Annotated in this window: 27 protein-coding genes and 1 tRNA gene; 7 read left to right on the top strand and 21 right to left on the bottom strand. The window is 56.7% G+C overall.

The window, feature by feature from the left end:
* Window positions 1-35: 35 nt before the first annotated feature.
* The gene (locus tag AACY19_RS14310; RefSeq protein ID WP_339451145.1) at window positions 36-839 is read left to right on the top strand and encodes a DUF4365 domain-containing protein; all 804 of its coding nucleotides are present in this window, start codon (window positions 36-38) and stop codon (window positions 837-839) included.
* A 207-nt stretch (window positions 840-1,046) separates the two neighbouring features.
* On the opposite strand, the gene AACY19_RS14305 is transcribed toward AACY19_RS14310, so the two are convergent.
* From AACY19_RS14305 to thrS, 9 genes are all read right to left on the bottom strand, one after another.
* A tRNA-Pro gene (locus AACY19_RS14305) sits at window positions 1,047-1,123 on the bottom strand.
* Between the two features lie 88 nt (window positions 1,124-1,211).
* The gene (locus tag AACY19_RS14300) at window positions 1,212-1,568 is read right to left on the bottom strand and encodes a MerR family transcriptional regulator (RefSeq protein ID WP_003179985.1); all 357 of its coding nucleotides are present in this window, start codon (window positions 1,566-1,568) and stop codon (window positions 1,212-1,214) included.
* The gene (ihfA, locus tag AACY19_RS14295; protein ID WP_002553164.1) at window positions 1,549-1,851 is read right to left on the bottom strand and encodes an integration host factor subunit alpha; all 303 of its coding nucleotides are present in this window, start codon (window positions 1,849-1,851) and stop codon (window positions 1,549-1,551) included. Before ihfA ends, AACY19_RS14300 begins: the two co-directional genes overlap by 20 nt.
* Before the next feature lie 3 nt (window positions 1,852-1,854).
* Window positions 1,855-4,233, bottom strand: coding sequence for a phenylalanine--tRNA ligase subunit beta (pheT, locus tag AACY19_RS14290; RefSeq protein ID WP_339451143.1), 2,379 nt, complete (start codon window positions 4,231-4,233; stop codon window positions 1,855-1,857).
* 26 nt (window positions 4,234-4,259) lie between these two features.
* Window positions 4,260-5,276, bottom strand: coding sequence for a phenylalanine--tRNA ligase subunit alpha (pheS, locus tag AACY19_RS14285; protein WP_339451141.1), 1,017 nt, complete (start codon window positions 5,274-5,276; stop codon window positions 4,260-4,262).
* Between the two features lie 109 nt (window positions 5,277-5,385).
* Window positions 5,386-5,742, bottom strand: coding sequence for a 50S ribosomal protein L20 (gene rplT, locus AACY19_RS14280; RefSeq protein WP_007913489.1), 357 nt, complete (start codon window positions 5,740-5,742; stop codon window positions 5,386-5,388).
* 28 nt (window positions 5,743-5,770) lie between these two features.
* Window positions 5,771-5,965: a 50S ribosomal protein L35 gene (gene rpmI, locus AACY19_RS14275; RefSeq protein ID WP_002553160.1), complete on the bottom strand. Its 195-nt coding sequence runs from the start codon at window positions 5,963-5,965 to the stop codon at window positions 5,771-5,773.
* A 60-nt stretch (window positions 5,966-6,025) separates the two neighbouring features.
* Entirely contained in the window at window positions 6,026-6,577 is a 552-nt protein-coding gene (infC, locus tag AACY19_RS14270) for a translation initiation factor IF-3 (protein ID WP_172604547.1), read from the bottom strand.
* Window positions 6,577-8,499: a threonine--tRNA ligase gene (gene thrS / locus AACY19_RS14265; RefSeq protein WP_339451139.1), complete on the bottom strand. Its 1,923-nt coding sequence runs from the start codon at window positions 8,497-8,499 to the stop codon at window positions 6,577-6,579. The genes infC and thrS overlap by 1 nt, the downstream gene beginning before the upstream one ends.
* Before the next feature lie 372 nt (window positions 8,500-8,871).
* Between thrS and AACY19_RS14260 the strand changes: the two genes are divergently transcribed.
* Both AACY19_RS14260 and AACY19_RS14255 read left to right on the top strand, forming a co-directional pair.
* Window positions 8,872-9,174 (top strand): hypothetical protein, encoded by a 303-nt coding sequence (locus tag AACY19_RS14260; protein ID WP_339451137.1) that lies wholly within the window; start codon window positions 8,872-8,874, stop codon window positions 9,172-9,174.
* Between the two features lie 290 nt (window positions 9,175-9,464).
* A complete protein-coding gene (locus tag AACY19_RS14255) occupies window positions 9,465-9,677 on the top strand; it encodes a cold-shock protein (RefSeq protein ID WP_339451135.1) in 213 nt (70 codons plus the stop codon).
* A gap of 71 nt (window positions 9,678-9,748) precedes the next feature.
* Here the strand turns inward: AACY19_RS14255 and AACY19_RS14250 are convergent, their stop codons facing one another.
* Window positions 9,749-10,066: an I78 family peptidase inhibitor gene (locus tag AACY19_RS14250; protein WP_339451133.1), complete on the bottom strand. Its 318-nt coding sequence runs from the start codon at window positions 10,064-10,066 to the stop codon at window positions 9,749-9,751.
* Window positions 10,067-10,230: 164 nt separating this feature from the next.
* Entirely contained in the window at window positions 10,231-10,536 is a 306-nt protein-coding gene (locus AACY19_RS14245; protein WP_339451131.1) for a hypothetical protein, read from the bottom strand.
* Between the two features lie 131 nt (window positions 10,537-10,667).
* On the opposite strand from AACY19_RS14245, the gene AACY19_RS14240 reads away from it, so the two are divergent.
* Window positions 10,668-10,880 (top strand): hypothetical protein, encoded by a 213-nt coding sequence (locus tag AACY19_RS14240; RefSeq protein WP_339451130.1) that lies wholly within the window; start codon window positions 10,668-10,670, stop codon window positions 10,878-10,880.
* A gap of 162 nt (window positions 10,881-11,042) precedes the next feature.
* Here AACY19_RS14240 and AACY19_RS14235 read toward each other — a convergent pair whose 3' ends face one another.
* From AACY19_RS14235 to AACY19_RS14200, 8 genes are all read right to left on the bottom strand, one after another.
* Complete coding sequence (locus AACY19_RS14235) at window positions 11,043-12,071, bottom strand: nucleoside hydrolase (protein ID WP_339451128.1); 1,029 nt, start codon at window positions 12,069-12,071, stop codon at window positions 11,043-11,045.
* 31 nt (window positions 12,072-12,102) lie between these two features.
* The gene (gene rbsD / locus AACY19_RS14230; RefSeq protein WP_339451126.1) at window positions 12,103-12,507 is read right to left on the bottom strand and encodes a D-ribose pyranase; all 405 of its coding nucleotides are present in this window, start codon (window positions 12,505-12,507) and stop codon (window positions 12,103-12,105) included.
* Window positions 12,504-13,421: a ribokinase gene (gene rbsK, locus AACY19_RS14225; protein ID WP_339451124.1), complete on the bottom strand. Its 918-nt coding sequence runs from the start codon at window positions 13,419-13,421 to the stop codon at window positions 12,504-12,506. Before rbsK ends, rbsD begins: the two co-directional genes overlap by 4 nt.
* A gap of 24 nt (window positions 13,422-13,445) precedes the next feature.
* Window positions 13,446-14,465, bottom strand: a complete 1,020-nt coding sequence (locus AACY19_RS14220; RefSeq protein WP_339451122.1) for a LacI family DNA-binding transcriptional regulator — start codon at window positions 14,463-14,465, stop codon at window positions 13,446-13,448.
* A gap of 3 nt (window positions 14,466-14,468) precedes the next feature.
* The gene (locus AACY19_RS14215) at window positions 14,469-15,446 is read right to left on the bottom strand and encodes an ABC transporter permease (RefSeq protein ID WP_123448673.1); all 978 of its coding nucleotides are present in this window, start codon (window positions 15,444-15,446) and stop codon (window positions 14,469-14,471) included.
* The gene (locus tag AACY19_RS14210) at window positions 15,443-16,996 is read right to left on the bottom strand and encodes a sugar ABC transporter ATP-binding protein (protein ID WP_339451121.1); all 1,554 of its coding nucleotides are present in this window, start codon (window positions 16,994-16,996) and stop codon (window positions 15,443-15,445) included. Before AACY19_RS14210 ends, AACY19_RS14215 begins: the two co-directional genes overlap by 4 nt.
* A 56-nt stretch (window positions 16,997-17,052) precedes the next feature.
* Window positions 17,053-18,009, bottom strand: coding sequence for a sugar ABC transporter substrate-binding protein (locus tag AACY19_RS14205; protein ID WP_339451120.1), 957 nt, complete (start codon window positions 18,007-18,009; stop codon window positions 17,053-17,055).
* A 199-nt stretch (window positions 18,010-18,208) separates the two neighbouring features.
* Complete coding sequence (locus AACY19_RS14200) at window positions 18,209-18,664, bottom strand: hypothetical protein (RefSeq protein WP_339451119.1); 456 nt, start codon at window positions 18,662-18,664, stop codon at window positions 18,209-18,211.
* A 350-nt stretch (window positions 18,665-19,014) separates the two neighbouring features.
* Between AACY19_RS14200 and AACY19_RS14195 the strand changes: the two genes are divergently transcribed.
* From AACY19_RS14195 to AACY19_RS14185, 3 genes are all read left to right on the top strand, one after another.
* The gene (locus AACY19_RS14195; protein WP_339451118.1) at window positions 19,015-20,103 is read left to right on the top strand and encodes an asparaginase; all 1,089 of its coding nucleotides are present in this window, start codon (window positions 19,015-19,017) and stop codon (window positions 20,101-20,103) included.
* A 176-nt stretch (window positions 20,104-20,279) separates the two neighbouring features.
* Window positions 20,280-20,570: a DUF1654 domain-containing protein gene (locus tag AACY19_RS14190; RefSeq protein WP_339451116.1), complete on the top strand. Its 291-nt coding sequence runs from the start codon at window positions 20,280-20,282 to the stop codon at window positions 20,568-20,570.
* Between the two features lie 4 nt (window positions 20,571-20,574).
* Entirely contained in the window at window positions 20,575-21,264 is a 690-nt protein-coding gene (locus AACY19_RS14185) for an endonuclease I family protein (protein ID WP_339451114.1), read from the top strand.
* 53 nt (window positions 21,265-21,317) lie between these two features.
* On the opposite strand, the gene AACY19_RS14180 is transcribed toward AACY19_RS14185, so the two are convergent.
* Together AACY19_RS14180 and AACY19_RS14175 are read right to left on the bottom strand one after the other, a co-directional pair.
* On the bottom strand, window positions 21,318-22,229 hold the full coding sequence (locus tag AACY19_RS14180; protein WP_339451112.1) for a siderophore-interacting protein: 912 nt from the start codon (window positions 22,227-22,229) through the stop codon (window positions 21,318-21,320).
* Between the two features lie 86 nt (window positions 22,230-22,315).
* Window positions 22,316-22,684, bottom strand: coding sequence for an SPOR domain-containing protein (locus AACY19_RS14175; RefSeq protein WP_339451110.1), 369 nt, complete (start codon window positions 22,682-22,684; stop codon window positions 22,316-22,318).
* Between the last annotated feature and the right edge of the window lie 218 nt (window positions 22,685-22,902).

Here is a 22,902-nt window from a genome sequence, read left to right as displayed (position 1 = left end):
GTCCCTCCTCCAACAAGCGCAAGAGACAGAGTTAGATGGACCTAATGACAGAAAATCTTCCTATGAGAACGAAGTCCCATGTAGTTGACGATCAAGCAACCGCTTTAGTAAAAAAAGCCGTTGCAAAAAAAGGCTGGATTTATAGAGACTTACCAAAAGACTACGGTCTGGACGCGGAAATTGAGATTGTCAAGAAGCGAGGCTCAGTGACCGGCGCACTTATACGATTGCAGATCAAAGGAACCAGGACTGATAGAGGTAAAATCCGCCTGAAGTCCACGACCGCGCGTTATTTGTCTGTTTCGTTAATTCCCGTGCTACTGATCGACGTAAATGTCACTACCGGGGCCATTCGGGCTCTACCTGTCGAACAGGGTCATTTGACCCCACGTAAACCCACCGCCAAAACAATCTCTGTAAGTATGAAAGGATCCTTCCAGCTCAGTAAGGGATGGAAGGACATCAAGAAGATCGCAGTCGAACATCAAACGTCCATCTTAGACATCAACAGATATACACTTTATAACGCTTCGGCCCAGCTGATTCGCTACATCGACCTGCTGATAAATTTCGGAGGGGACGCAGATATCATGCTGAAGTGGATGCGGGCATTTGCGCCCGACGATGCCTTAACTTCCAACTACGGTTACGCAGTCCACTTACGAGACCAGCTTAAAAATGATCCTAAACTTCTAGATCGGTTGCGTCTCCTCGTAATGGATTTTTATCCGGAACTTGAGAAAAAAATCGACAAATCAATTGCATTGCAACGCTCAGGAGGTCTTTCAGAGCGAGCGAGGCAAGTAGTCGCCATCAGCTACCCCCACAGCAAAAGCTGAAAACTGCCTGACGAGCCGTCAACTAGGTCCATCCCTGCCCTCCATCGCCGAAATTACTGCGGGGGGACATTGGCACCCAGAAATCTTGCGCCCATCTCCTCCGAAAGAGGTGAGGATTCCACCCAAAGCCAGTCGTTTTGTAGGGGTAAAAACGATCAAAAATAAAAAAGGGTCGCGAGATAAAATCTCGCAACCCTTTGAATTATATGGTCGGGACGGAGTGATTCGAACACTCGACCCCTAGCACCCCATGCTAGTGCGCTACCGGACTGCGCTACGCCCCGACTGGTGTTACAACCGTTCCTCATCTCGAAGAACGCTCAAGAATATATCGCAAGCGTTTGAAAACTGGAAGTATTCAAACGCAGCTTTTTATTTCTTGAGAACCACCAACACGTCTTCCAATTCGGCAATCATCTGCCGAATCATCTGTTTGTATTGGGTGGTGTCATCTTTGGCTTCATCGCCGGACAAACGCAAGCGTGCGCCGCCGATGGTGAATCCTTGATCGTAAAGGAGCGCGCGGATCTGCCGGATCATCAGCACGTCCTGGCGCTGATAATACCGGCGGTTTCCGCGGCGTTTGACGGGATTGAGCTGAGGAAACTCCTGCTCCCAGTAGCGCAGCACGTGTGGCTTTACGGCACACAGCTCGCTGACTTCACCAATGGTGAAGTAGCGTTTGCCCGGGATGACGGGTAGTTCGTCGTTATGACTTGGTTCCAGCATAAGCCTCAACTCGGGCCTTCAACTTCTGCCCTGGACGAAAGGTGACCACACGGCGAGCCGTGATCGGGATTTCTTCCCCCGTTTTCGGGTTGCGGCCAGGCCGCTGGCGTTTGTCCCGAAGGTCGAAATTGCCGAAACCGGACAATTTGACCTGCTCGTTGTCTTCAAGAGCGTGCCTGATTTCCTCGAAAAACAGTTCGACCAATTCCTTGGCTTCCCGCTTGTTCAGGCCCAGCTCTTCATACAGACGTTCCGCCATCTCAGCTTTCGTCAAAGCCCCCATACGTCACTTCCTTAACGTGGCGTTCAACCTTTGTTCGAGCGAGGTGAGGATATTTTGCGTCGTCGAATTCACCTCATCGTCATTAAGAGTGCGCGATGGATGCTGCCAGGTCAAGCCAACTGCAAGGCTTTTTCTATCAGGATCAATACCTTTACCCTGATACACGTCAAACAGCCTGAGATCTGTGAGCCATTCGCCTGCATTTTCACGGATTACGTCCAGTACGGCCGCGGACGCGACGTCTTTGTGCGCAATCAGGGCAAGGTCACGACGCACTTCAGGAAAGCGCGACAACTCGTGGAATTTCGGCATTTTACCGAGTGCCACTTCAGCCAGAACCAGCTCGAAAACGAAGACCGGACGGTCCAGACCCAAGGTTTTCGACAATTCCGGGTGAATCGCACCAATGAAGCCGACTTCACGTCCCTCGCGCTCGATGCGCGCGGTTTGACCCGGATGCAACGCCGGGTGTTTGCCCGGTGCGAAGGTGAACGAATCCAGTGCACCGGCAAAGCCCAGCAGCGCTTCCACGTCAGCCTTGACGTCGAAGAAATCGACGGTGTCACGACCTTGTGCCCAGCCTTCCGGCAGACGGCTGCCGCAGACAACACCGGACAGCATCGGCTCTTGCTTGAGGCCTTCAAGCTGACCGACGAAGCGCAGGCCGCTTTCGAACAGACGCACACGATCTTGCTGACGGTTGAGGTTGTGCTGCAGCGCTTTAACCAGACCCGGCCACAGCGACGAACGCATGGCAGCCATGTCGTTGGAGATCGGATTGGCCAGCAACAGCGGCTCAACGCCAGGGTTGAACAGTTCGAACTGACGCGGATCGATGAAGCTGTAGGTGATCGCTTCCTGATAACCGCGAGCCACCAGTAGACGGCGCAGTTCCGGCAGATCGCTACGCGCTTCAGCCTTGGCTTGCGGCGCCAGACGCGCTTGCGGGTAACGAACCGGCAGACGGTTGTAGCCATACAGACGCGCCAGCTCTTCGATCAGATCGACTTCCAGGCTGATGTCGAAGCGATGGCTTGGCACTTCTACCTGCCATTGGCCTTCACCGTCGGCAGTAATGCCCAGACCCAGGCCGCCGAGCAAACGCTCAACCTGGGCGGAATCCATTTCCATACCGAGCATCTGGGTAATGCGCTGGGAACGCAAAGTGATCGGAGCGATCGACGGCAGGTGCTGTTCGCTGACGCTCTCAATGACCGGACCGGCTTCACCACCGGTGATGTCCAGCAGCAGGCCAGTGGCGCGCTCCATGGCTTCACGGGCCAATTGCCAGTCCACGCCACGCTCGTAACGGTGTGAGGCGTCGGTGTGCAGGCCGTAGGAACGAGCCTTGCCAGCAACAGCGATCTGGTCGAAGAACGCGGACTCCAGGAAAATATCCCGGGTGGTCGCCGAAACACCGCTGTGCTCGCCGCCCATGACACCGGCAATCGCCAGAGCGCGGGTGTGGTCGGCGATCACCAGCGTATCGCTACGCAGGCTGACTTCCTGACCGTCGAGCAAAACCAGCTTCTCGCCCTCTTCCGCCATGCGGACACGGATGCCGCCATTGATTTCAGCGAGGTCGAAGGCGTGCAGCGGTTGACCCAGTTCGAGCATCACGTAGTTGGTAATGTCGACGGCAGCGTCGATGCTGCGCACGTCAGCGCGACGCAGACGCTCAACCATCCACAGCGGCGTTGGCCTGGACAGGTCAACGTTACGGATCACACGACCCAGGTAACGGGGGCAGGCGGCTGGCGCCAGCACTTCCACCGAACGCACTTCGTCGTGTACGGCAGCAATGGTCATGACCACTGGACGAGTGACCGGAGCGGTGTACAGCGCGCCGACTTCACGGGCCAGACCGGCCAGGGACAGGCAGTCGCCACGGTTCGGGGTCAGGTCGACCTCGATGCTGGCGTCTTCCAGATCCAGATACACGCGGAAATCTTCGCCCACCGGCGCGTCGGCTGGCAGCTCCATCAGACCGTCGTTACCTTCACCGACCTGCAGCTCGGCTTGCGAGCACAGCATGCCGTTGGACTCAACGCCACGCAGCTTGGCTTTCTTGATCTTGAAGTCGCCCGGCAGTTCGGCACCGATCATGGCGAACGGAATCTTCAAGCCCGGGCGCACGTTTGGCGCTCCGCACACGACCTGGAAGGTTTCCGCGCCATTGCTGACCTGGCACACACGCAACTTGTCGGCATCAGGGTGCTGCTCGGTGCTCAGCACCTCACCTACCACCACGCCGCTGAATACACCGGCGGCCGGCGTAACGCTATCGACCTCAAGACCGGCCATCGACAGACGAGCAACCAGCTCGTCGCGATCTACCTGCGGGCTAACCCAGCCACGCAGCCATTGTTCACTGAATTTCATCCTGCTCTCCTAAGAATTCGTTACGACTAGCGAAATTGCGCGAGGAACCGCAAGTCGTTGTCGAAGAACAGACGCAAGTCGTTCACGCCGTAACGGAGCATGGCCAGACGCTCGACACCCATGCCAAAGGCAAAGCCCGAGAACTCTTCCGGGTCAATGCCGGACATGCGCAGCACGTTCGGGTGAACCATGCCGCAGCCCATCACTTCCAGCCAGCCAGTCTGCTTGCAGACGCGGCAGCCCTTGCCGCTGCACATCACGCATTCCATATCGACTTCAGCGGATGGCTCGGTAAACGGGAAGTACGAAGGACGGAAACGTACAGCCAGTTCTTTCTCGAAGAACACGCGCAGAAATTCTTCGATGGTGCCTTTGAGATCGGCAAAATTGATGTCGCGATCAACCAGCAGGCCTTCGACCTGGTGGAACATCGGCGAGTGGGTGATATCGGAGTCGCTGCGATACACGCGGCCTGGGCAGACAATGCGAATCGGCGGTTGCTTCGATTCCATGGTGCGAACCTGTACCGGCGAGGTATGGGTACGCAGCAACATGTTGGCATTGAAATAGAAGGTGTCATGCATCGACCGGGCCGGGTGATGGCCTGGGATGTTGAGCGCCTCAAAGTTGTGATAGTCGTCTTCGACCTCCGGGCCTTCGGCAATGCCGTAGCCGATGCGGGTGAAGAACTGTTCAACACGCTCCAGAGTCCGGGTCACCGGATGCAGACCACCGGAGGTCTGACCACGGCCCGGCAACGTCACGTCAATGGACTCGGCGGACAGTTTGGCAGCCAGTTCGGCTTCTTCAAACAGAGCCATGCGCGCATTGAGAACGTCTGTTACACGTTCCTTGGCAACGTTGATCAGGGCGCCTACTTGCGGGCGCTCTTCAGCCGGCAAATTCCCCAGGGTCTTCATCACCTGAGTCAATTCGCCCTTTTTGCCAAGGTATTGAACCCGGATTTGCTCCAGGGCATTGATATCTTCAGCGCTTTGCACAGCCTCTAGTGCTTGAGAGACCAGCGCATCCAGGTTTTCCATGTACAGACTCCAGATACAAAATAGGGGAAGAGCTTGAAGGCTCTTCCCCTATTTAAGACGTTTACCACCTGGCCCCACGGAAGTGAGGCCGGGTGATTGTCGGGGGTACTTAAGCCAAGGTGGCTTTAGCTTTCTCGACAATCGCAGCAAACACCGCTTTTTCGTTCACTGCCAGATCAGCCAGAACCTTACGGTCGATCTCGATGGACGCTTTTTTCAGGCCAGCGATGAAACGGCTGTAGGACAGACCGTTAACACGAGCACCAGCGTTGATACGAGCGATCCACAGAGCGCGGAACTGACGTTTTTTCTGACGACGGTCACGGTAGGCGTATTGGCCTGCCTTGATTACCGCTTGCTTGGCAACACGGAATACGCGGGAGCGTGCGCCGTAGTAGCCTTTAGCAAGTTTCAGAATTTTTTTGTGACGCTTACGGGCAATGACGCCACGCTTTACACGAGCCATGAGTTACTTCCTCTATTCTTGACTAAAATTAACGAAGGCGCAGCATGCGCTCGACTTTTGCCACGTCAGACGGATGCAGCAAGCTGCTACCGCGCAGTTGACGCTTACGCTTGGTCGACATTTTGGTCAGAATGTGGCTCTTGAAAGCGTGCTTGTGCTTGATACCGTTAGCAGTTTTCAGAAACCGCTTAGCAGCACCACTTTTGGTTTTCATTTTTGGCATGTTCGGATACTCCGCATTCAGTTGATAAACATAATCAGAAGGCCTGCCGTGCCCTGTTGATTACTTCTTCTTTTTCGGGGCGATGACCATGATCAGCTGGCGTCCTTCCATCTTAGGATGCTGTTCGACCGAACCGTACTCGAGCAGGTCAGCTTCAACCCGCTTGAGGAGTTCCATCCCCAGCTCCTGGTGGGCCATCTCACGGCCGCGGAATCGCAAGGATACCTTGGCCCTGTCCCCGTCACTCAGGAAACGTACCAGGTTGCGCAGTTTTACCTGGTAATCCCCTTCCTCCGTCCCTGGACGAAACTTGATTTCTTTAACCTGAATCTGCTTCTGGTTTTTCTTCGCTGCTGCAACCTGCTTCTTCTTCTCGAAGATCGATTTGCCGTAGTCCATCACCCGGCAAACCGGTGGGACTGCGTCAGCAGAGATTTCTACCAGATCAAGCTTTGCTTCTTCAGCAATACGAAGCGCTTCATCAATCGAGACGATGCCAATCTGCTCGCCATCAGCGCCAATTAACCGAACCTCGCGTGCCGAGATATTCTCGTTGATCGGGGCTTTCGGTGCAGCTCGTTTATCTTGTCTCATTTCACGCTTAATAATAATTACTCCGAATCTGGGCGACCACGCCGGGAAACCGCTTGCGCGAGAAACTCAGCGAACTGGGCGACGGGCATTGAGCCCAGGTCAGCACCTTCACGAGTACGCACAGCGACAGTCTGCATCTCGACTTCCTTATCTCCGATAACCAAAAGATAGGGAACCTTGAGCAAAGTATGCTCGCGGATTTTAAAGCCGATCTTTTCATTTCTCAAGTCGGACTTGGCACGAAATCCGCTTTCGTTGAGAGTTTTTTCAACTTCTGCAACAAAATCCGCCTGTTTATCAGTGATATTCATGATCACCGCCTGGGTTGGCGCCAGCCAGGCAGGGAACGCACCTTCATAGTGCTCGATCAGAATTCCGACGAAACGCTCGAAGGAGCCAAGGATCGCCCGGTGCAGCATCACAGGGTGTTTGCGGCTGTTGTCTTCGGAGACGTATTCAGCGCCCAAACGGACAGGCAGGTTAAAATCGAGCTGCAAGGTACCACATTGCCAGACGCGACCGAGGCAATCTTTCAGCGAGAATTCGATTTTCGGACCATAGAACGCACCCTCACCCGGCTGCAGATCATACGGCAGGCCCGCAGAATCAAGGGCTGCGGCCAGTGCGGCTTCAGCGCGATCCCACAGCTCGTCGGAACCCACGCGTTTTTCCGGACGAGTGGACAGTTTCATCTCGACGTCGGTAAAACCGAAGTCGCGATAAACATCCATGGTCAGCTTGATGAATGCAGCCGATTCAGCCTGCATCTGCTCTTCCGTGCAGAAGATGTGGGCGTCGTCCTGGGTGAACGCACGTACACGCATGATCCCGTGCAGCGCACCCGACGGCTCGTTACGGTGGCAGGCACCGAACTCGGCCAGACGCATCGGCAACTCGCGGTAGCTCTTCAGGCCCTGATTGAATACCTGCACGTGGCACGGGCAGTTCATCGGCTTGATGGCATAGTCGCGATTTTCCGACTGCGTGGTGAACATGTTGTCGGCGTAGTTGGCCCAGTGCCCGGATTTCTCCCACAAACTGCGGTCAACCACCTGCGGCGTCTTGATTTCAAGATAGCCGTTGTCGCGCTGGATCTTGCGCATGTATTGCTCGAGCACCTGGTACAGCGTCCAGCCGTTCGGGTGCCAGAACACCATGCCTGGCGACTCTTCCTGGGTGTGGAACAGGCCCAGACGCTTGCCGATCTTGCGGTGATCGCGCTTTTCAGCTTCTTCAATGCGCTGAACGTAAGCCGCCAGCTGCTTTTTGTCGGCCCAGGCGGTGCCGTAAACGCGCTGCAACTGCTCGTTCTTGGCATCGCCTCGCCAGTAGGCACCCGACAGCTTGGTCAGCTTGAAGGATTTCAGGAACCGGGTGTTCGGCACGTGCGGACCACGGCACATGTCGACATATTCTTCGTGATAGTACAGACCCATGGCCTGCTCGTTCGGCATATCCTCGACCAGACGCAGCTTGTAGTCTTCGCCGCGGGCCTTGAACACTTCGATCACTTCGGCGCGCGGAGTGACTTTCTTGATGACGTCGTAATCTTTCTCGATCAGTTGCTGCATACGCTGCTCGATGGCAGCCATGTCTTCCGGCGTGAAAGGACGCTCGAAGGCGATGTCGTAATAGAAGCCTTCATCGATGACCGGACCGATCACCATTTTGGCGGTCGGATACAGCTGCTTGACCGCATGGCCAACCAGGTGGGCGCAAGAGTGACGAATGATCTCCAACCCCTCTTCATCCTTTGGCGTGATGATTTGCAGGGTCGCGTCGCTGCTGATGATGTCGCTGGCGTCGACCAGTTGACCATTGACCTTGCCGGCCAGGGTGGCTTTGGCCAGACCGGCACCAATGGATGCGGCGACCTCGGCTACGGAAACCGGGTGATCGAATGAACGTTGACTGCCGTCGGGAAGAGTAATAGTTGGCATGGCGCCTCCTCTCCTAGTGGTGACCCCTACCAAAGGTCACGTGGGTTGGGATGAGCCAGTACAAGATCCGATCCAGGCCATTCAATGACGAACGCCTGCCTTACAGCGGCAGGAGCCTTGCGGCCAACCGGAAAACCGAACCAGAGTGACTGGGATTCAAATCAGAATATTCGAACGTCGACCGCTGCCGGGACTGAAGGTCTTCCGGCGCCTGAAAACGCTCAAGCCAGGCATGCTAGCACAGATGAGCGGTCACTTATGCCTCCTGTTTGATCAGAAGGCAAATCGTCCGTTTTTATGCCAGAGTGCTGAACTTGATCGGCCCTTCAGCCCTCAGATAACAAGACATTGACCCAAAAGGAGCATCTTCGCATGCGTCTGAAAACCCTGTTCGCCGCCATCGCCCCTATTGCTCTGCTGCTGCCACTGAGCGCCCATGCCGACTGGCCGAAGGGCGAGCGCGAGAAGTACATGGCGCAATGCACTCAGGCGGCGGCTCCGCAGATTGGCGCTGCGGCGGCAAAATCTCATTGTGCCTGTGGCGCGGATGCCATCAAGTCCTATCCGGCCAAGGATATCCAGGCCTTGATGGACAACAAGGCTGCGCCTGAACTGCAACAGAAAGCGCTGGGTCAGATTGCCAAATGCAAGGCCAATGCCCCGGCGAAGAAGTGACAAAAAAGGCCTTTATGATCCGCCAAACGGCGGAAAAAAGTGCCCGTCTTGACTCTTTTCAGACGATTTATGCAGGTTTTACATGTTTTTTTATTGTCTTTACTTTTCGCTGAAAGCCTTTCAAACCGGGGCTTTCAGCGGCAACAGCCAGTAAAGAAAACACGACTGATTGGCAAACAGCACGTCCGGGGGGCTACCAAAGCGAACATTTCGACTATGATACCCGGGTGTGCCCAGTTGGCCTGAGCAACACAGCACTACTGAAAATATATGTTTCTTGGAGATACACCATGTCTAATCGCCAACACGGCACCGTTAAATGGTTCAACGATGAAAAAGGCTTCGGCTTCATCACTCCTCAAGGTGGCGGTGACGACCTGTTCGTACACTTCAAAGCTATCGAATCCGACGGTTTCAAAAGCCTGAAAGAAGGCCAGACTGTCTCCTTCGTGGCTGAGAAAGGCCAAAAGGGTATGCAAGCTGCACAGGTTCGCCCAGAGTAATTTCTCGGCGCACTAAAAAAACCCCGTCCATGTGACGGGGTTTTTTATACCTGAAGCAAAAGCCCTGATGATCAGCCGCAGTTGACGCGAGTAATGACCAGATTGTTGTCGGTGTTGAGATTCAAGCGATCAGACCGGTACTCCAGCGTGATCATGTCATTCGGCTTGAGGAAACGGGCATTTTGCGCGCCAGCTTTCACGCGGGCCTGCTCGAGCAATTCCGGTGAAGCCTTTTTGCCAATGGCGAACTCCGCCGCCTTCGCTTCACAGCGGCTATGACCGGATTCGGCCGCCACAGTATCCTTTGCCGACTCGCTGGAGGTCGTGCTGCAACCGGCCAGCATGGCAGCGGCCATCAGAGCACCCAGTGACGCGAACTTCAAAGGCATGAAGCCTCCTTTTTCAATAGTTGAGCTGAGATCGTGCGACCGCCATTCCGGCGTTTGGTTTCACGGCAAATGCCATCACCCTGCCCCACGATCAGAAAAACGTCCAGTTTGCCTGAGCGACACCCGCCCTTCATCAATCAATCGTGACTGAATATTAACGCTGCTCAATAGACGTCGATGTAGTCATACGGCGGGTTAGGCCAGTTGTCCTTCAGCGCGTTGAAAATCTGCATAACCCACACCTCGTCACTGGCAGCGACGTTGCCCACGTACCCCGAACCCTTTGCCCAGGTCTCAAGGCGAAACAGCAAGCCGTCGATATCCTGTCCACCCGTGACGCCCGACGAGATGTAAGCGATCCCGCCCTTGGTCACGCGCAGCTGGGTGTGTTCGTCGTCACTGGCAGCAGCCAGCATCTGGCGCACTGCGTCGAGGGTAAGGGCGCCGGGGATATTCAAATCGATCTGCACAACACGATCCTTGGAGAACCTTAAAAAGACCAAGTGTCGCATAGCACTCCGCTCATGCCTAAGTCGCAGTGCCAAACGCCCGCCAAAATGGTTAACTCGAATTTCAGCCCTTCTGACTTTCGAGCGCTCCCATGACCACCATCAGCATCGACGCAGCCATCAATGCCAAATGGGCAGACGGACACAGTTCTTACAGCCCGGGAACCACGGAAGAACTGGCACTGATCGGAATCGATCTTTTGGTCAAGGAACTGGGCACTGAAGCGGCTCAGCAATTCATCAAGCAGATTTTCGAGCGCTACCCGACAGAACAGGTCGAACACGAACACGCAGAGACTGACTAACAGCCCGAAGACAGCCAGGAATTTGAAGTTGTCGCTACTGGCCTCTTCGCAAACAAGCCCGGCGCCTACAGGGTTAGCGCGATCCTGTAGGCGCCGGGCTGCTCGCGAAGGTAGCCCTATTGGCGAGAGAGCTGGCGTCGCCAGTCCCGCCAGGAGAACACTTTACTTCAAGCGTTTCAGACGCTCGGTCAGCAGATCAAAGAACCCCTGAGCGTCGCCACTTTCCACCCAGAAGGCGTTTTTCGGCGCCTTCAGGCCGTCGTACCAGTCGACAATGGTTTGACCGAAAGTCGGCCCTTCACGGCTATCCACCACAACGTTCACCGAGCGGCCAGTGAACAGCTCTGGCTTGAGCAGGTAAGCCACGACGGTAGCGTCATGCACCGGGCCACCCGGAATACCGTAGTGTTCCATATCACCTTTGATGTACTCGTTGAGAATGTCGCCGACAATCTTGCTCGCATTATTGTTGAGCGCAGCGATTTGCTTCAGGCGGGCCTCACTGGTGAGGATCTTGTGGGTGACATCCAGCGGCAGGTACGTCAGCTTCACACCGCTCTTGAGCACCACTTCAGCCGCTTGCGGATCGGCAAACAAGTTGAACTCTGCGACCGGGGTGATATTGCCGCCGTTGAAGTGCGCGCCCCCCATGATCACCACTTCCTTGATGCCCTGAACGATTTCAGGTTCCTGGACCAGCGCCAGCGCGAGGTTGGTCTGCGGGCCAAGCATGGCGATGGTAATACTGTGTGGCTTGGCGTTCTTCAGCGTATTGATCAGGTAATTGACCGCGTTGCCTTCAGCCAGGCCTTTTTTCGGTTCGTGCACGGTGACACCCGACAGGCCTTCCTTGCCATGGATGTTTTCCGCGTAGATCGGCGTGCGCATCAGCGGCTTGGGTGCACCCGCATAAACCGGCACGTCCTCGCGCCCAGCCCACTCCCGAGCCAGACGCGCGTTACGCGAGGTCTTGTCGAGGCGCACATTGCCAGCCACTGTGGTCAGCGCGCGAATGTTCAGTTCCTCCGGCGACGCCAGCGCGAACAGCAAGGCAACGACGTCGTCGGCCCCCGGGTCGGTATCGATGATGAGGTCGATTTTTTCCGCCGCCTGAGCGCCGGTGGCAGTAATCACGGACAAAAGCAGCAGACTCCGAACCCATTGATGCAGTTTTTGAACATAGCGTTGCATGGCGCATTCCTTGTGCTTGTGAAATCGAAAATCAGAACGTAACCCCGGCCACCAGCACGATGTTGCAGTACGGCTGGCATTCGCCCGTCCGGACCACCGCTCGCGCCTGTCGGCTGAGAACCTTGAATTGCTCATGACTGAGCAAATCGCGACGACCCAGTGCTCCCTCTTCATTCAACGCGTCCAGCGTATTCAACGCCGTCGGTTGCTTGTCGAGGATCTCGTCAGCCAGCACGTGGCTTTCTACCTGCATCTCGCTGAGGATGACCTTGAGCGTGCTGACGAAATCCGGAACACCATGAGTGAGTGCCAGGTCGATCAGTTCGACGCCCGGTGGCACCGGTAATCCGGCATCACCGATGACCACCATGTCGCCATGGCCCAGGGATGCAATCAGCCGCGACAATGCGACGTTGAGCAAGGGTGTCTTTTTCATGCGGGTTTGAATGCCTGTACGTCGGACATGGTTGGAATGGACGGCTGTGCACCCGCGCGGGTAACCGACAGCGCGGCGGCGATCTGCCCGTAGCGAATGGCCTCGGCCTCGGACTTGCCACTGGCCAGTGCAGCAGCAAAGCCACCGACAAAGGTGTCGCCGGCTGCTGTGGTATCGACGGCCTTCACTGTTGGCGCCGGGAAATGCTCGTAGCCCTTGCCGTTGGCGAACAGCGAACCCTCGGCGCCCAAGGTAATGATGACTTTGCCTGCACCCATGCCGATCAGATGATTGGCAGCCACTTCCGCGCTGCTCAATGAGTCGACCGGCAGCCCGCTCAATGCGGCGGCTTCACTTTCGTTGGGAATCAGATAATCGATGGCTGCATACCAGTCCGCCGGCAATGGACGACTGGCCGGCGCCGGATTGAGAATCACCGTCTTGCCCATTGCACGAGCTCGCTTGAGCGCATGCCCCACCGTCGCATCCGGGATTTCGAGCTGGCAGATGATCACGCCGGCGGCCTGCAACACTGCATCGAAGCGATCGATCACTGCGGGGGTCATGGCACCGTTGGCTCCGGCAACAATCACAATGGCGTTCTGGCTGTTGTCATCGACCACGATCAACGCAACACCGCTGGAGCCCTCGACGGTGCCCACCGCCTGGCAGTCAATCTGCTCGACCTCCAGGGCTTCACGCAATTGCACGCCGTAGTCATCGTTTCCGACGCAGCCGACCATTGCCACTTGCGCGCCCAGACGCGCCGCAGCGACCGCCTGATTGGCACCCTTGCCGCCGGAAACCGTGGCGAAAGAATGTCCGATCAGCGTTTCACCGCCTCGAGGCAAGCGCGGCGCCCGGGTCACCAGGTCCATGTTCAGGCTGCCTATTACCACTACATTTGCTGGCATACATCACTACTCGTCAATTCGATTTCAGCGGTATTCGGTAAACACGCCGGACAGGGGCGCAGTCGATTCGCGCAAGACAATACTCGGAGTCACAATACGTTGGTCCGTGCCCAAGGTTGGCGTAGCGATCCTTCGCAACAGGACTTCGGCAGCCATCTCACCCAGTTGCAGGATCGACTGGCCGACAGTGGTCAGCGCCGGATACACATAACGGCTCATCTGGATATCGTCGAAGCCGATCACCGACAGCTCGCTCGGCACCCGCACGTTGCGCTCCGCCGCCGCGCGCAGCACCCCGATACCAATCATGTCGTTACCGGCGAAGATCGCACTCGGCGGATTGACTTCGAGCAATATAGACGCCGCGTTGTAACCACCCGTGCTGGTGAAGTCACTTTCCAGCATGCGTGCTTCGCGCACCTCGATACCTGCCTCCTGCAACGCCCGGCGATATCCGGCCTGACGCATCTGCGCCACGCTGGTAGTGGCCGGGCCGCCAATCGTGGCAATGTCACGATGCCCGAGTTCAAGCAGATGGCGCGTGGCAAGATAGGCGCCGTATTCGTGATCGATACGCACCAGATCTGCATCTACGCCTTCCAGGCCCCGGTCGACAATAACCATGGGCGTCTTCACCCCCGCCAGCCCCTGCGCCAGGCCACTGTCACCGCCGGCAGAAGCAACGATCAAACCGTCAATGCGCTTTTCCAGCAGCACGCGTAAATAGCTGCGCTGCTTTTCCGGATTGTCGTCGGAGTTGCAGAGGATCACGCAGTAACCGTTACGCTCGCAGTAATCCTCGATGCCCCGCGCCAGTTCGGCGAAGTATGGGTTAAGGCTGTTAGGCACCAGCAAACCAATGGTTGCTGTGGTTTTAGCCTTCAACGAGCGCGCCACCGCACTCGGCACATAGTCGAGGATCTTGATCGCCGCCTCGACTTTCAGCCGCACTTCCTGACTGACCGGCCGTGTGTTGTTCACCACATGGGACACGGTCGTGTAGGAAATCCCCGCGAGCGCTGCCACATCCTTGATCGTTGCCATTTCTCAGCCCCGTCGGCTAGCGCGTTGACTGCGATAAGTGTCGAGCACCACGGCGATGACAATCACTGCGCCGGTGATGATGCGCTTGGTCGGCTCGGTCGCGCCAATCTGTGCCAGACCGGCGGCCAGAACGGAAATGATCAACACCCCAAAGAAGGTGCTGATGACCGAACCGCGCCCGCCCATCAGGCTGGTGCCGCCGATGACCACGGCAGCGATCACTTGCAGCTCCAGACCGGAGCCGGCATTCGGATCAGCCGCTTCCAGACGGGAAATCTGAAACAGCGCCGCGATACCCGCCAGCAAGCCCATCAGGCTGAACACCAGAATCTTGTAGGGTTTCGGATTGATCCCTGCAAGACGCACCGCCTCTTCGTTGGTGCCGATGCCGATCAGGTAGCGACCGAATACGGTTCGGGTCAACACGGCCTGGGCAATGAAAATCACTAGCAAGGCAATGATGAACGATGGCGAGATACCGAACGCAATCGGGTTCGACAGCCAGGCGAACGAGTCACCGATGTACGCAGTACGCGACCCGGTCATCTGATACGCCAGACCCCGAGCCATTTCCAGCACACCGAGAGAGACGATGAACGATGGAATCCGCCACGCCACCGTGATCGATCCAGTGACAGTACCGGCCAGCGCCGCCACTGCCATGCCGAGCAATGCCGAAGGCAACACGCCCCAGCCCCAGCCGAGAATCGCAACGCTGACCGTCGAGGCAGCCAATGCGAGTACCGAGCCCACCGACAGGTCGATGCCGCCGATGATCAATACGAAGGTCATGCCGACCGCCAGCACCATCAGATCAGGAATCTGGTTGGCCAGCGTACTGAAGGTGTTATAGGACAGAAAGTGGCTGCTCAAGACCGAGAACAGCGCAATCATCGCCAGCAAGGCACCGGCCAGGCCCAGATAAGTGCCCAGACCGTAGAAGTTGCCACTACGTTTGCCGGCAGGAGATGCAGTTTTCATGGGAGATCCCTAGGCGCCGCTTCGTTGAGCAACGCATCACGTTTTTGGTAGCCGGCGAACGCGGCGGCAAGCAAATCATCCTGGGTCCAGCTCTCGCGCTCGAAGGTATCGATCAGCCGCCCGGCGGACAGCACGCCGATCCGGTCGCAGATCAACATCAGCTCACGCAGGTCACTGGACACCACCACCAGCGCTTTGCCCTGGCGCGTCAGTTCGCCGAGCAAGGCATAAATGTCAAACTTGGCGCCGACGTCGATGCCACGGGTCGGCTCGTCGAACAGCAGCACCGAACAGTCGCGCTCCAGCCAGCGGCCAATCACGACCTTCTGCTGGTTACCCCCGGACAGCTCGGAAACCAATTGTGTCGGGCTCGAACTGCGGATGCGCATGGCGTCAATCTGCCGCTGCGCCAAAGCGATCTCGTCGCCATTGTTGACCACACCACCACTGGAAATTTCCGGCATATTGCCGAGCGCGATGTTGGCGCTGATCGACTGACTGAGCAGCAGGCCTTCACCCTTGCGGTCTTCGGTAATCAATGCAATGCCGTTGCGCACGGCGTCGACGGGCGAGCGCACGCTGACCACGCTGGCCGGTGAGCCGACCGCAATGGTGCCGCTGTCGGCAACGTCCGCACCAAAGATCAGTCGCAGCAGTTCCGTGCGCCCTGCCCCGATCAATCCGGAAATCCCGAAGATCTCGCCGGCACGCACCTCAAAGGAAACATCACGAACCTTGTCCGAGCGGGTCAGCCCCTTGACTGTCAGTGCCGGCGCGCCGATCTTGCGCGGCCCCATGTCGATGTGCTCGCCCAACTCGCGACCAACCATCAGAGTGACCAGTTGCTCGCTGTTGTAATTGGCCATCGGTTCGACACAGACGAGCTTGCCGTCACGCAGCACGGCAATGCGTTGTGCCACGCGGGTCAGTTCTTCGAGGCGGTGGGAAATGTAGATGATCGACACGCCACGGGCCTGCAAACGCGCGATCTGCTCAAAGAGCATTTCAACTTCGCGCGCTGTGAGCATCGCGGTCGGCTCATCGAGGATCAGTACATGGCAATCACCGATCAGGTTACGGGCGATTTCAACCATTTGCTGGTGGCCGATGCCCAACTCGCCAACCAGCGTGTCGGGGTCAATCGCATCAAGGCCGACTTGGGCCATGGCTTCGATAGCGGCCTTGCGCAGTTGTTTGCGGCTGATCCAGCCACCATTGCTCGGCAGATTGTCGAGAAACAGGTTTTCCGCCACCGACAGGGTCGGCAACAGATTGAGTTCTTGCATGACCATACGCACGCCGAGTTCTTCGGCCTGGGTACGACTGCCCGGACGATAGTCCTTGCCATGAAATTGCATCTGGCCGGTGGTCGGCGTGACCAAGCCGCCGATGATCTTCGACAGGGTGCTTTTACCGGCGCCATTCTCGCCGGTCAGCGCCAGCACTTCACCGCGCATCAGCGTCAAGTCGATGCCGGTGAGCACCGGTTGCGCATAGGTCTTACCGATACCGCTGACCGAGAGGACAGCGTTCGGGGCGGAAACTGACATAGAAACTCTCCATGCGCTCGCCCGGACGGACGAGCGCCGTTGTGTCGCCAGAAGACTTACTGGGTGACCAGTTCGACCGGCGTTTCGATCACGCCATTGGCGCCGCTGTCGACTTTTTCGCCCTTGATGATTTTCAGCGCAGTTTCAATGCCGAATACCGCTTGCCTGGCAGCGAACTGATCGGCCGTTGCCAGCACACGGCCGTCTTTCAGCATCGGCTTGATCGCGTTGATGTTGTCGTACCCGACGACCTGAACCTGACCTGCCTTGCCCGCGGCGCGTACTGCGGAAACAGCACCCACGGCCATGCTGTCGTTACCGGCCAGCAGCGCCTTGACATCCGGGTATTCGCTGAGTATCGAAGCGGCAACCTTGTTGCCCTTGTCGATTTCCCAGTCCCCGGACTGCAAGGAAACGACCTTGATCTGTGCCGCATCCATGGCGTCCTTGAAGCCAGCAGTACGCTGCTGGGCATTGGTCGTCGTAGAAACGCCTTCAATGATGCCGACCTGGTCGCCGGCCTTCAGTTGCTTGGCCAGGTATTCGCCCACCAGACGCGCACCCTTACGGTTGTCCGGGCCTACGAAGGGAACGCTGATGTTTTTGCTTTTGACGATTGCCGGATCAAGCTGGTTGTCGATGTTGATCACGGTGATACCGGCATCGACCGCTTTCTTGATCACCGGCACCATGGCCTTCGAATCAGACGGCGCGATGACCAGCGCATTGACCTTCGCCAGGATCATCTGCTCGACGATTCGGGTCTGGCCGGCAGTATCGGTCTCGTCCTTGATGCCGTTGGAGATCAGGTCGAAATCGGCGGAGTGTTCTTTCTGGTAAGCCTTGGCGCCGTCTTCCATGGTCAGGAAGAATTCGTTGGCCAGGGACTTCATGACCAGGGCGACTTTTGGTTTTTCAGGAGATTCGGCAAACGCCGAGGAGACAGGCAGTGTGGTGGCTGCAGCAGCCAGCATAGCGACAGCGAGAAGACGTCCAGCGAATGGCAGCTTCATGGGTTCACTCCGATCTTATGATTATTGTGAGCAACGCTTGCGCTGGCGCAGGCTACATGGCTTTCTTCCGGCAGACACCTTCGGAGGAACGCCACGCAAACGTTTGCGTAGACCGAACTATGCGAATCCCGCCGACATTTGTCAACACGCTGAAATCGTCATTTTTTGGACGAATCCCTGGATTCGCCCGCTCGATGATTCAAACCGTGGTATTGACCAGATTACCGCTACCTGAACCCTTGGACATTTCCTTGAGCAGCGCGCCCGCCACTTCCATCAGCGCGCCACTGGTCTGAGCAGTCTGCCCCTGAATGGACATGACCGCCTGGGACTTGGCTTCAGGTGTCGGATAGCTCGCAGCCTGTGCTGCCGCCAATTGCTGTTGCTGCTCCTGCAATTGTTTCTGCAATTCCTGCATACGCTTGAGCAGCATCTTCACGGTGACGCTCAGGTTATCGCCGCTATCGGCTTTATTGTCCGCCTGTCCGGCTCCACCGGCTCCACCGGCGGCAATCTGGCTGGTATCTGCCTTCACCGTTCCCAGTGCCTGGTCGGACGCCTCTGCGCTCGCATCGCTCAGGGCGTTGATCGTCGCGGGCGATTTACCGCCAATCGTGACATTGCCGGGATTTGCGAAACCGACTGTCAGTGACATGTGCACTCCTTTAAAACTGAATTCCTTGAACGCTCATCGGCCTGCGCAATCATTTCTTTAGCACAGCAGGGGGAGATCGACAGCCTTATTGCCAGCAGACTCCGTAGTCCCTTTCGGTGAACCGAACACGAAACGTATTCATTGTTCGGAAAGCCGGATAAACAAAATGAAGAAAGGTTTTATCTCCTCACAAAATATTGATTTAAATCATAGGCTTAAACATTTTTCTCAAGCACAGTACGAATGGTACAGATCCTGCTCCCTACCCTTCACCCCAGGCATCCAGATCGGCCCGGGGCGCATCTAGATGAACCTGCATCAGCACCGTCTCACTACTAGAGAGAAAAATAATGAAATCTGCTTTCAACACCTTCGTTCCGGGCGCTTTGGCCCTCCTCCTGCTCCTGCCTGCTGCCCTTCAGGCAAAAGAAGTCGAAACCCAGACCAAACTCGCCAATGTCGTGGTACTTGCCACCGGCGGCACCATTGCCGGCGCTGGCGCCAGTGCTGCCAACAGCGCGACCTACCAGGCCGCCAAGGTCGGCGTCGAGCAATTGATCGCCGGCATTCCCGAATTGAGCAAGCTGGCCAATGTGCGCGGCGAACAGGTGATGCAAATCGCTTCGGAAAGCATCACTAACGAAAACCTGTTGCATTTGGGTCGTCGCGTCGCCGAATTGGCTGACAGCAAAGACGTCGATGGCATCGTCATCACCCATGGCACCGACACCCTGGAAGAAACCGCTTACTTCCTCAATCTGGTCGAGAAAACCGACAAGCCGATCATCGTGGTCGGCTCCATGCGCCCAGGCACCGCCATGTCGGCGGACGGCATGCTCAACCTGTACAACGCAGTGGCCGTCGCGAGCAGCAAAGACGCTCGCGGCAAAGGCGTGCTGGTGACCATGAATGATGAAATCCAGTCCGGTCGCGACGTCAGCAAAATGATCAACATCAAGACCGAAGCGTTCAAAAGCGCCTGGGGTCCATTGGGCATGGTGGTCGAAGGCAAATCCTACTGGTTCCGTTTGCCGGCCAAACGCCACACCATGGACTCGGAATTCGACATCAAAAACATCAAGAGCCTTCCTGACGTAGAAATCGCCTATTCCTACGGCAATGTGAGCGACACCGCCTACAAGGCTCTCGCCCAATCCGGCGCCAAAGCCATCATCCATGCCGGCACTGGCAACGGCTCGGTCTCTTCTCGCGTGGTGCCGACCCTGCAAGCCTTGCGCAAGGACGGCGTGCAGATCATCCGCTCGTCCCACGTCAATGCCGGCGGCTTCGTTCTACGTAACGCCGAACAGCCTGACGACAAGTACGACTGGGTCGTCGCTAACGACCTGAACCCGCAAAAAGCACGCATTCTGGCAATGGTCGCTTTGACCAAAACCAACGACAGCAAAGAGCTGCAGCGGATGTTCTGGGAATACTGATTGCCCTTCGCTCGCTCAAATCCGAGCGAGCACTCGGCGCACCGGTTGCCCACTTGGCAAAAGGTGCGCTGCTCACAGCACCTATCTATTTTTCCTACAAAAAACTCGATCCGACTTACACCAAAATCGGAAAACCGCTGTCAGAGGATTTTCTTGAATTTTAAGCAGTTGCGAAAATGCTTACAGTTAAATACTGTATGCACGTACAGCTTGATAAGGATAACCTTGTGGCCACCTCCTCTGATGCTCCTGACGCTTTCGAACGCATGGGTATACGCGTTCAGAAAATCATCAATTCTCCTACCGCACAAAAAGCCAAAGCTGCACTGATCTTCCGCCTGCCGGACGAGCCGATGGACGAGTGGGAGCGGCTGCTCGAGGAAATCGACGAGAACGACAACGTCACCCTCGCCTACCGCGACGATGGTGGCGTGCAGATTTTTTGGGTTGTGCCGAAGGAAGATTGATTCAATGAGTGTCCGCTGTTTTGCTTTTCTGTTGTTGTTCATCACCATGGGCGCCCAGGCCGGCGCACCCCGCACATTCAGCGAAGCCAAGAAGGCCGCCTGGAAGCTCTATGCTCCCCAATCCACCGAGTTCTATTGCGGCTGCAAATACACTGGCAACAAGGTGGATTTGAAGGCTTGTGGCTACGTACCACGCAAAAACGCCAAGCGCGCTTCGCGCATCGAGTGGGAACACATTGTGCCGGCCTGGCAATTCGGCCATCAGCGCCAATGCTGGCAGGAAGGCGGACGCAAGAATTGCACACGCTATGATCCGAGCTATCAGAAGGCCGAAGCCGACTTGCACAACCTGGTGCCTAGCATTGGCGAGGTCAACGGTGATCGCAGCAACTTCAGCTACGGCTGGCTACCGGTGCAATCCGGCCAATACGGCTCATGCCTGACCCAGGTCGACTTCAAGGCGAAGAAGGTCATGCCCCGCCCTTCGATTCGCGGCATGATCGCCCGTACCTATTTCTACATGAGCAAGCACTATGGTTTGCGCCTGTCGAAGCAGGATCGGCAATTGTATGAGGCGTGGGACAAGACCTATCCGGTACAAGACTGGGAGCGTCAGCGAAACCAGAGTGTGGCGTGCGTGATGGGACGCGGTAACGAATTCGTCGGTCCGGTGAATCTGAAATCCTGCGGCTGACTCATTACGCAACACAAAGGCCTCGAACGTTATGTTCGAGGCCTTTTTTGTGCCTAGCTTCCGGCCTTGTTGTAGCGCCAGTACCCCATCAGATTGAGCGACTCTCGTGGAATGCCGCACTCCTTGATCAGGTATTTACGCAGACTCAGGACTGCCGCACTTTCGCCAGCAATCCAGCCATAGAAACCATCGGAGGCCGTGCCGGCGATTTCCCAGAGAATATCCATGTCGATATCGACCTCGGCCAGCTCAACGGCTCGCCCTGCCGAGGCCGTCTGGATTGGCGACGATGCCTGCCGTACAGCGTCCACCATCAATGTTCCGGCGATTGATGTACCGGACTGCTCGCGAATCAGCCATTGCACCGACAAGCCCGGCCAATCAGGAATGGCAAGCATGTCTTGTGCTGTGTCGATTTCGAAGAAAGCCTGGGTTCTGGGCGGCTCAGCCATTGCGGCCAGCTTATCCAGAATGCCCATTGCTGCGGGCAACGCGGTCGCATCGGCAACAAGCAGCAACTGATGGAGTACTTGCGGTGGCTTCCATTCAAAGCCACCGGCTTCACGTGCCGAGAAATGACTGTCGGGAGCGAGTATCTGCATCGAGTCACCGGGTTGCGCGCGCAATGCCCAACGTGAGGCCGGGCCGGTTTCGCCATGCAGGACAAAATCGATATCGACTTCACCTTGGTCTGCACGCAAATGGCGGATGGTGTAGGTGCGCATCGCCGGTCGTCGATCCACAAGCATCGCCTTGAATCGAGCGAACCAGCCCTCCTCTTGGGAAAGCTTCGAGTGCGAACCATCAGCAGCCGGGAAAAACAGCTTTACCCGCTGATCCGGCGCCCATGTGGCCATTTCGTGAACTGGCGGACCTGCAAGCGTGACCCGCATCAGGTGCGGGCTCAACTGAGTTTTGCGGCTCAGGGTGGCATCAAACAATTTGTAAGGATTGGCGGAGGCCATGGGGAGCTCCCTCTGGAAATCATCAACGACTCAATAGGAACGAATCGCAGTTGATTGCCTTTAGGCAGCTCCGCCGGGTGGAACGTTTACGGCGTGATCGGATGCTCGATCACCACCGACTCAATGTTCTGTTTCTTGGCTTTCACCAGCGCCGCATCGACCTGCACCTTTCGGGATTCAGCCTCAGCCTGTGAGTTGAACGGACCAATCAGAATGCGCGTTTTGCCGCTGCCATCCCTGACCACGGTTGGAACGAAAGCATGCTCGATCAACCAGCCACTCAGATCGCTGACAGCCTGAGGGGTTTCCCCGCGCACTTCGAGATCCCACTGCGGAGCAGCGGCCACCGCAGGCGCTGCTGCAACGCTCTCTTTCGGCGTTTTTACGTCTACACTTTTGCCTTCACCACAACCTGCCAATGCCAGTGCCGCCACCAACCAGACCAATTTGCGCACAACGCTTCCCTCGAAATTCTCAAAGCGGCGATCTTATCATTCATAAATACTTCGCGAGCCCCGCAAAATGGGCACAAAACAACGAGATTGATGATTGCAGCCTCTGTATAGTTACGCCCTGGGAATTAATGCCGCATCTGCGCGTCAGAAAGAGGCACCCAAACCGTGAGACTTCGCACTAATCTATACGTACCACCGACCTCTGCACTGTCTGAATC

It is taken from the genome of Pseudomonas sp. EA_5y_Pfl2_R50, assembly GCF_963970475.1.
In the GTDB taxonomy this organism is placed as follows: domain Bacteria; phylum Pseudomonadota; class Gammaproteobacteria; order Pseudomonadales; family Pseudomonadaceae; genus Aquipseudomonas.
The sequence above is the reverse complement of the archived record's forward strand: the minus strand, read 5'-3'. Positions and strand labels throughout refer to the sequence as shown.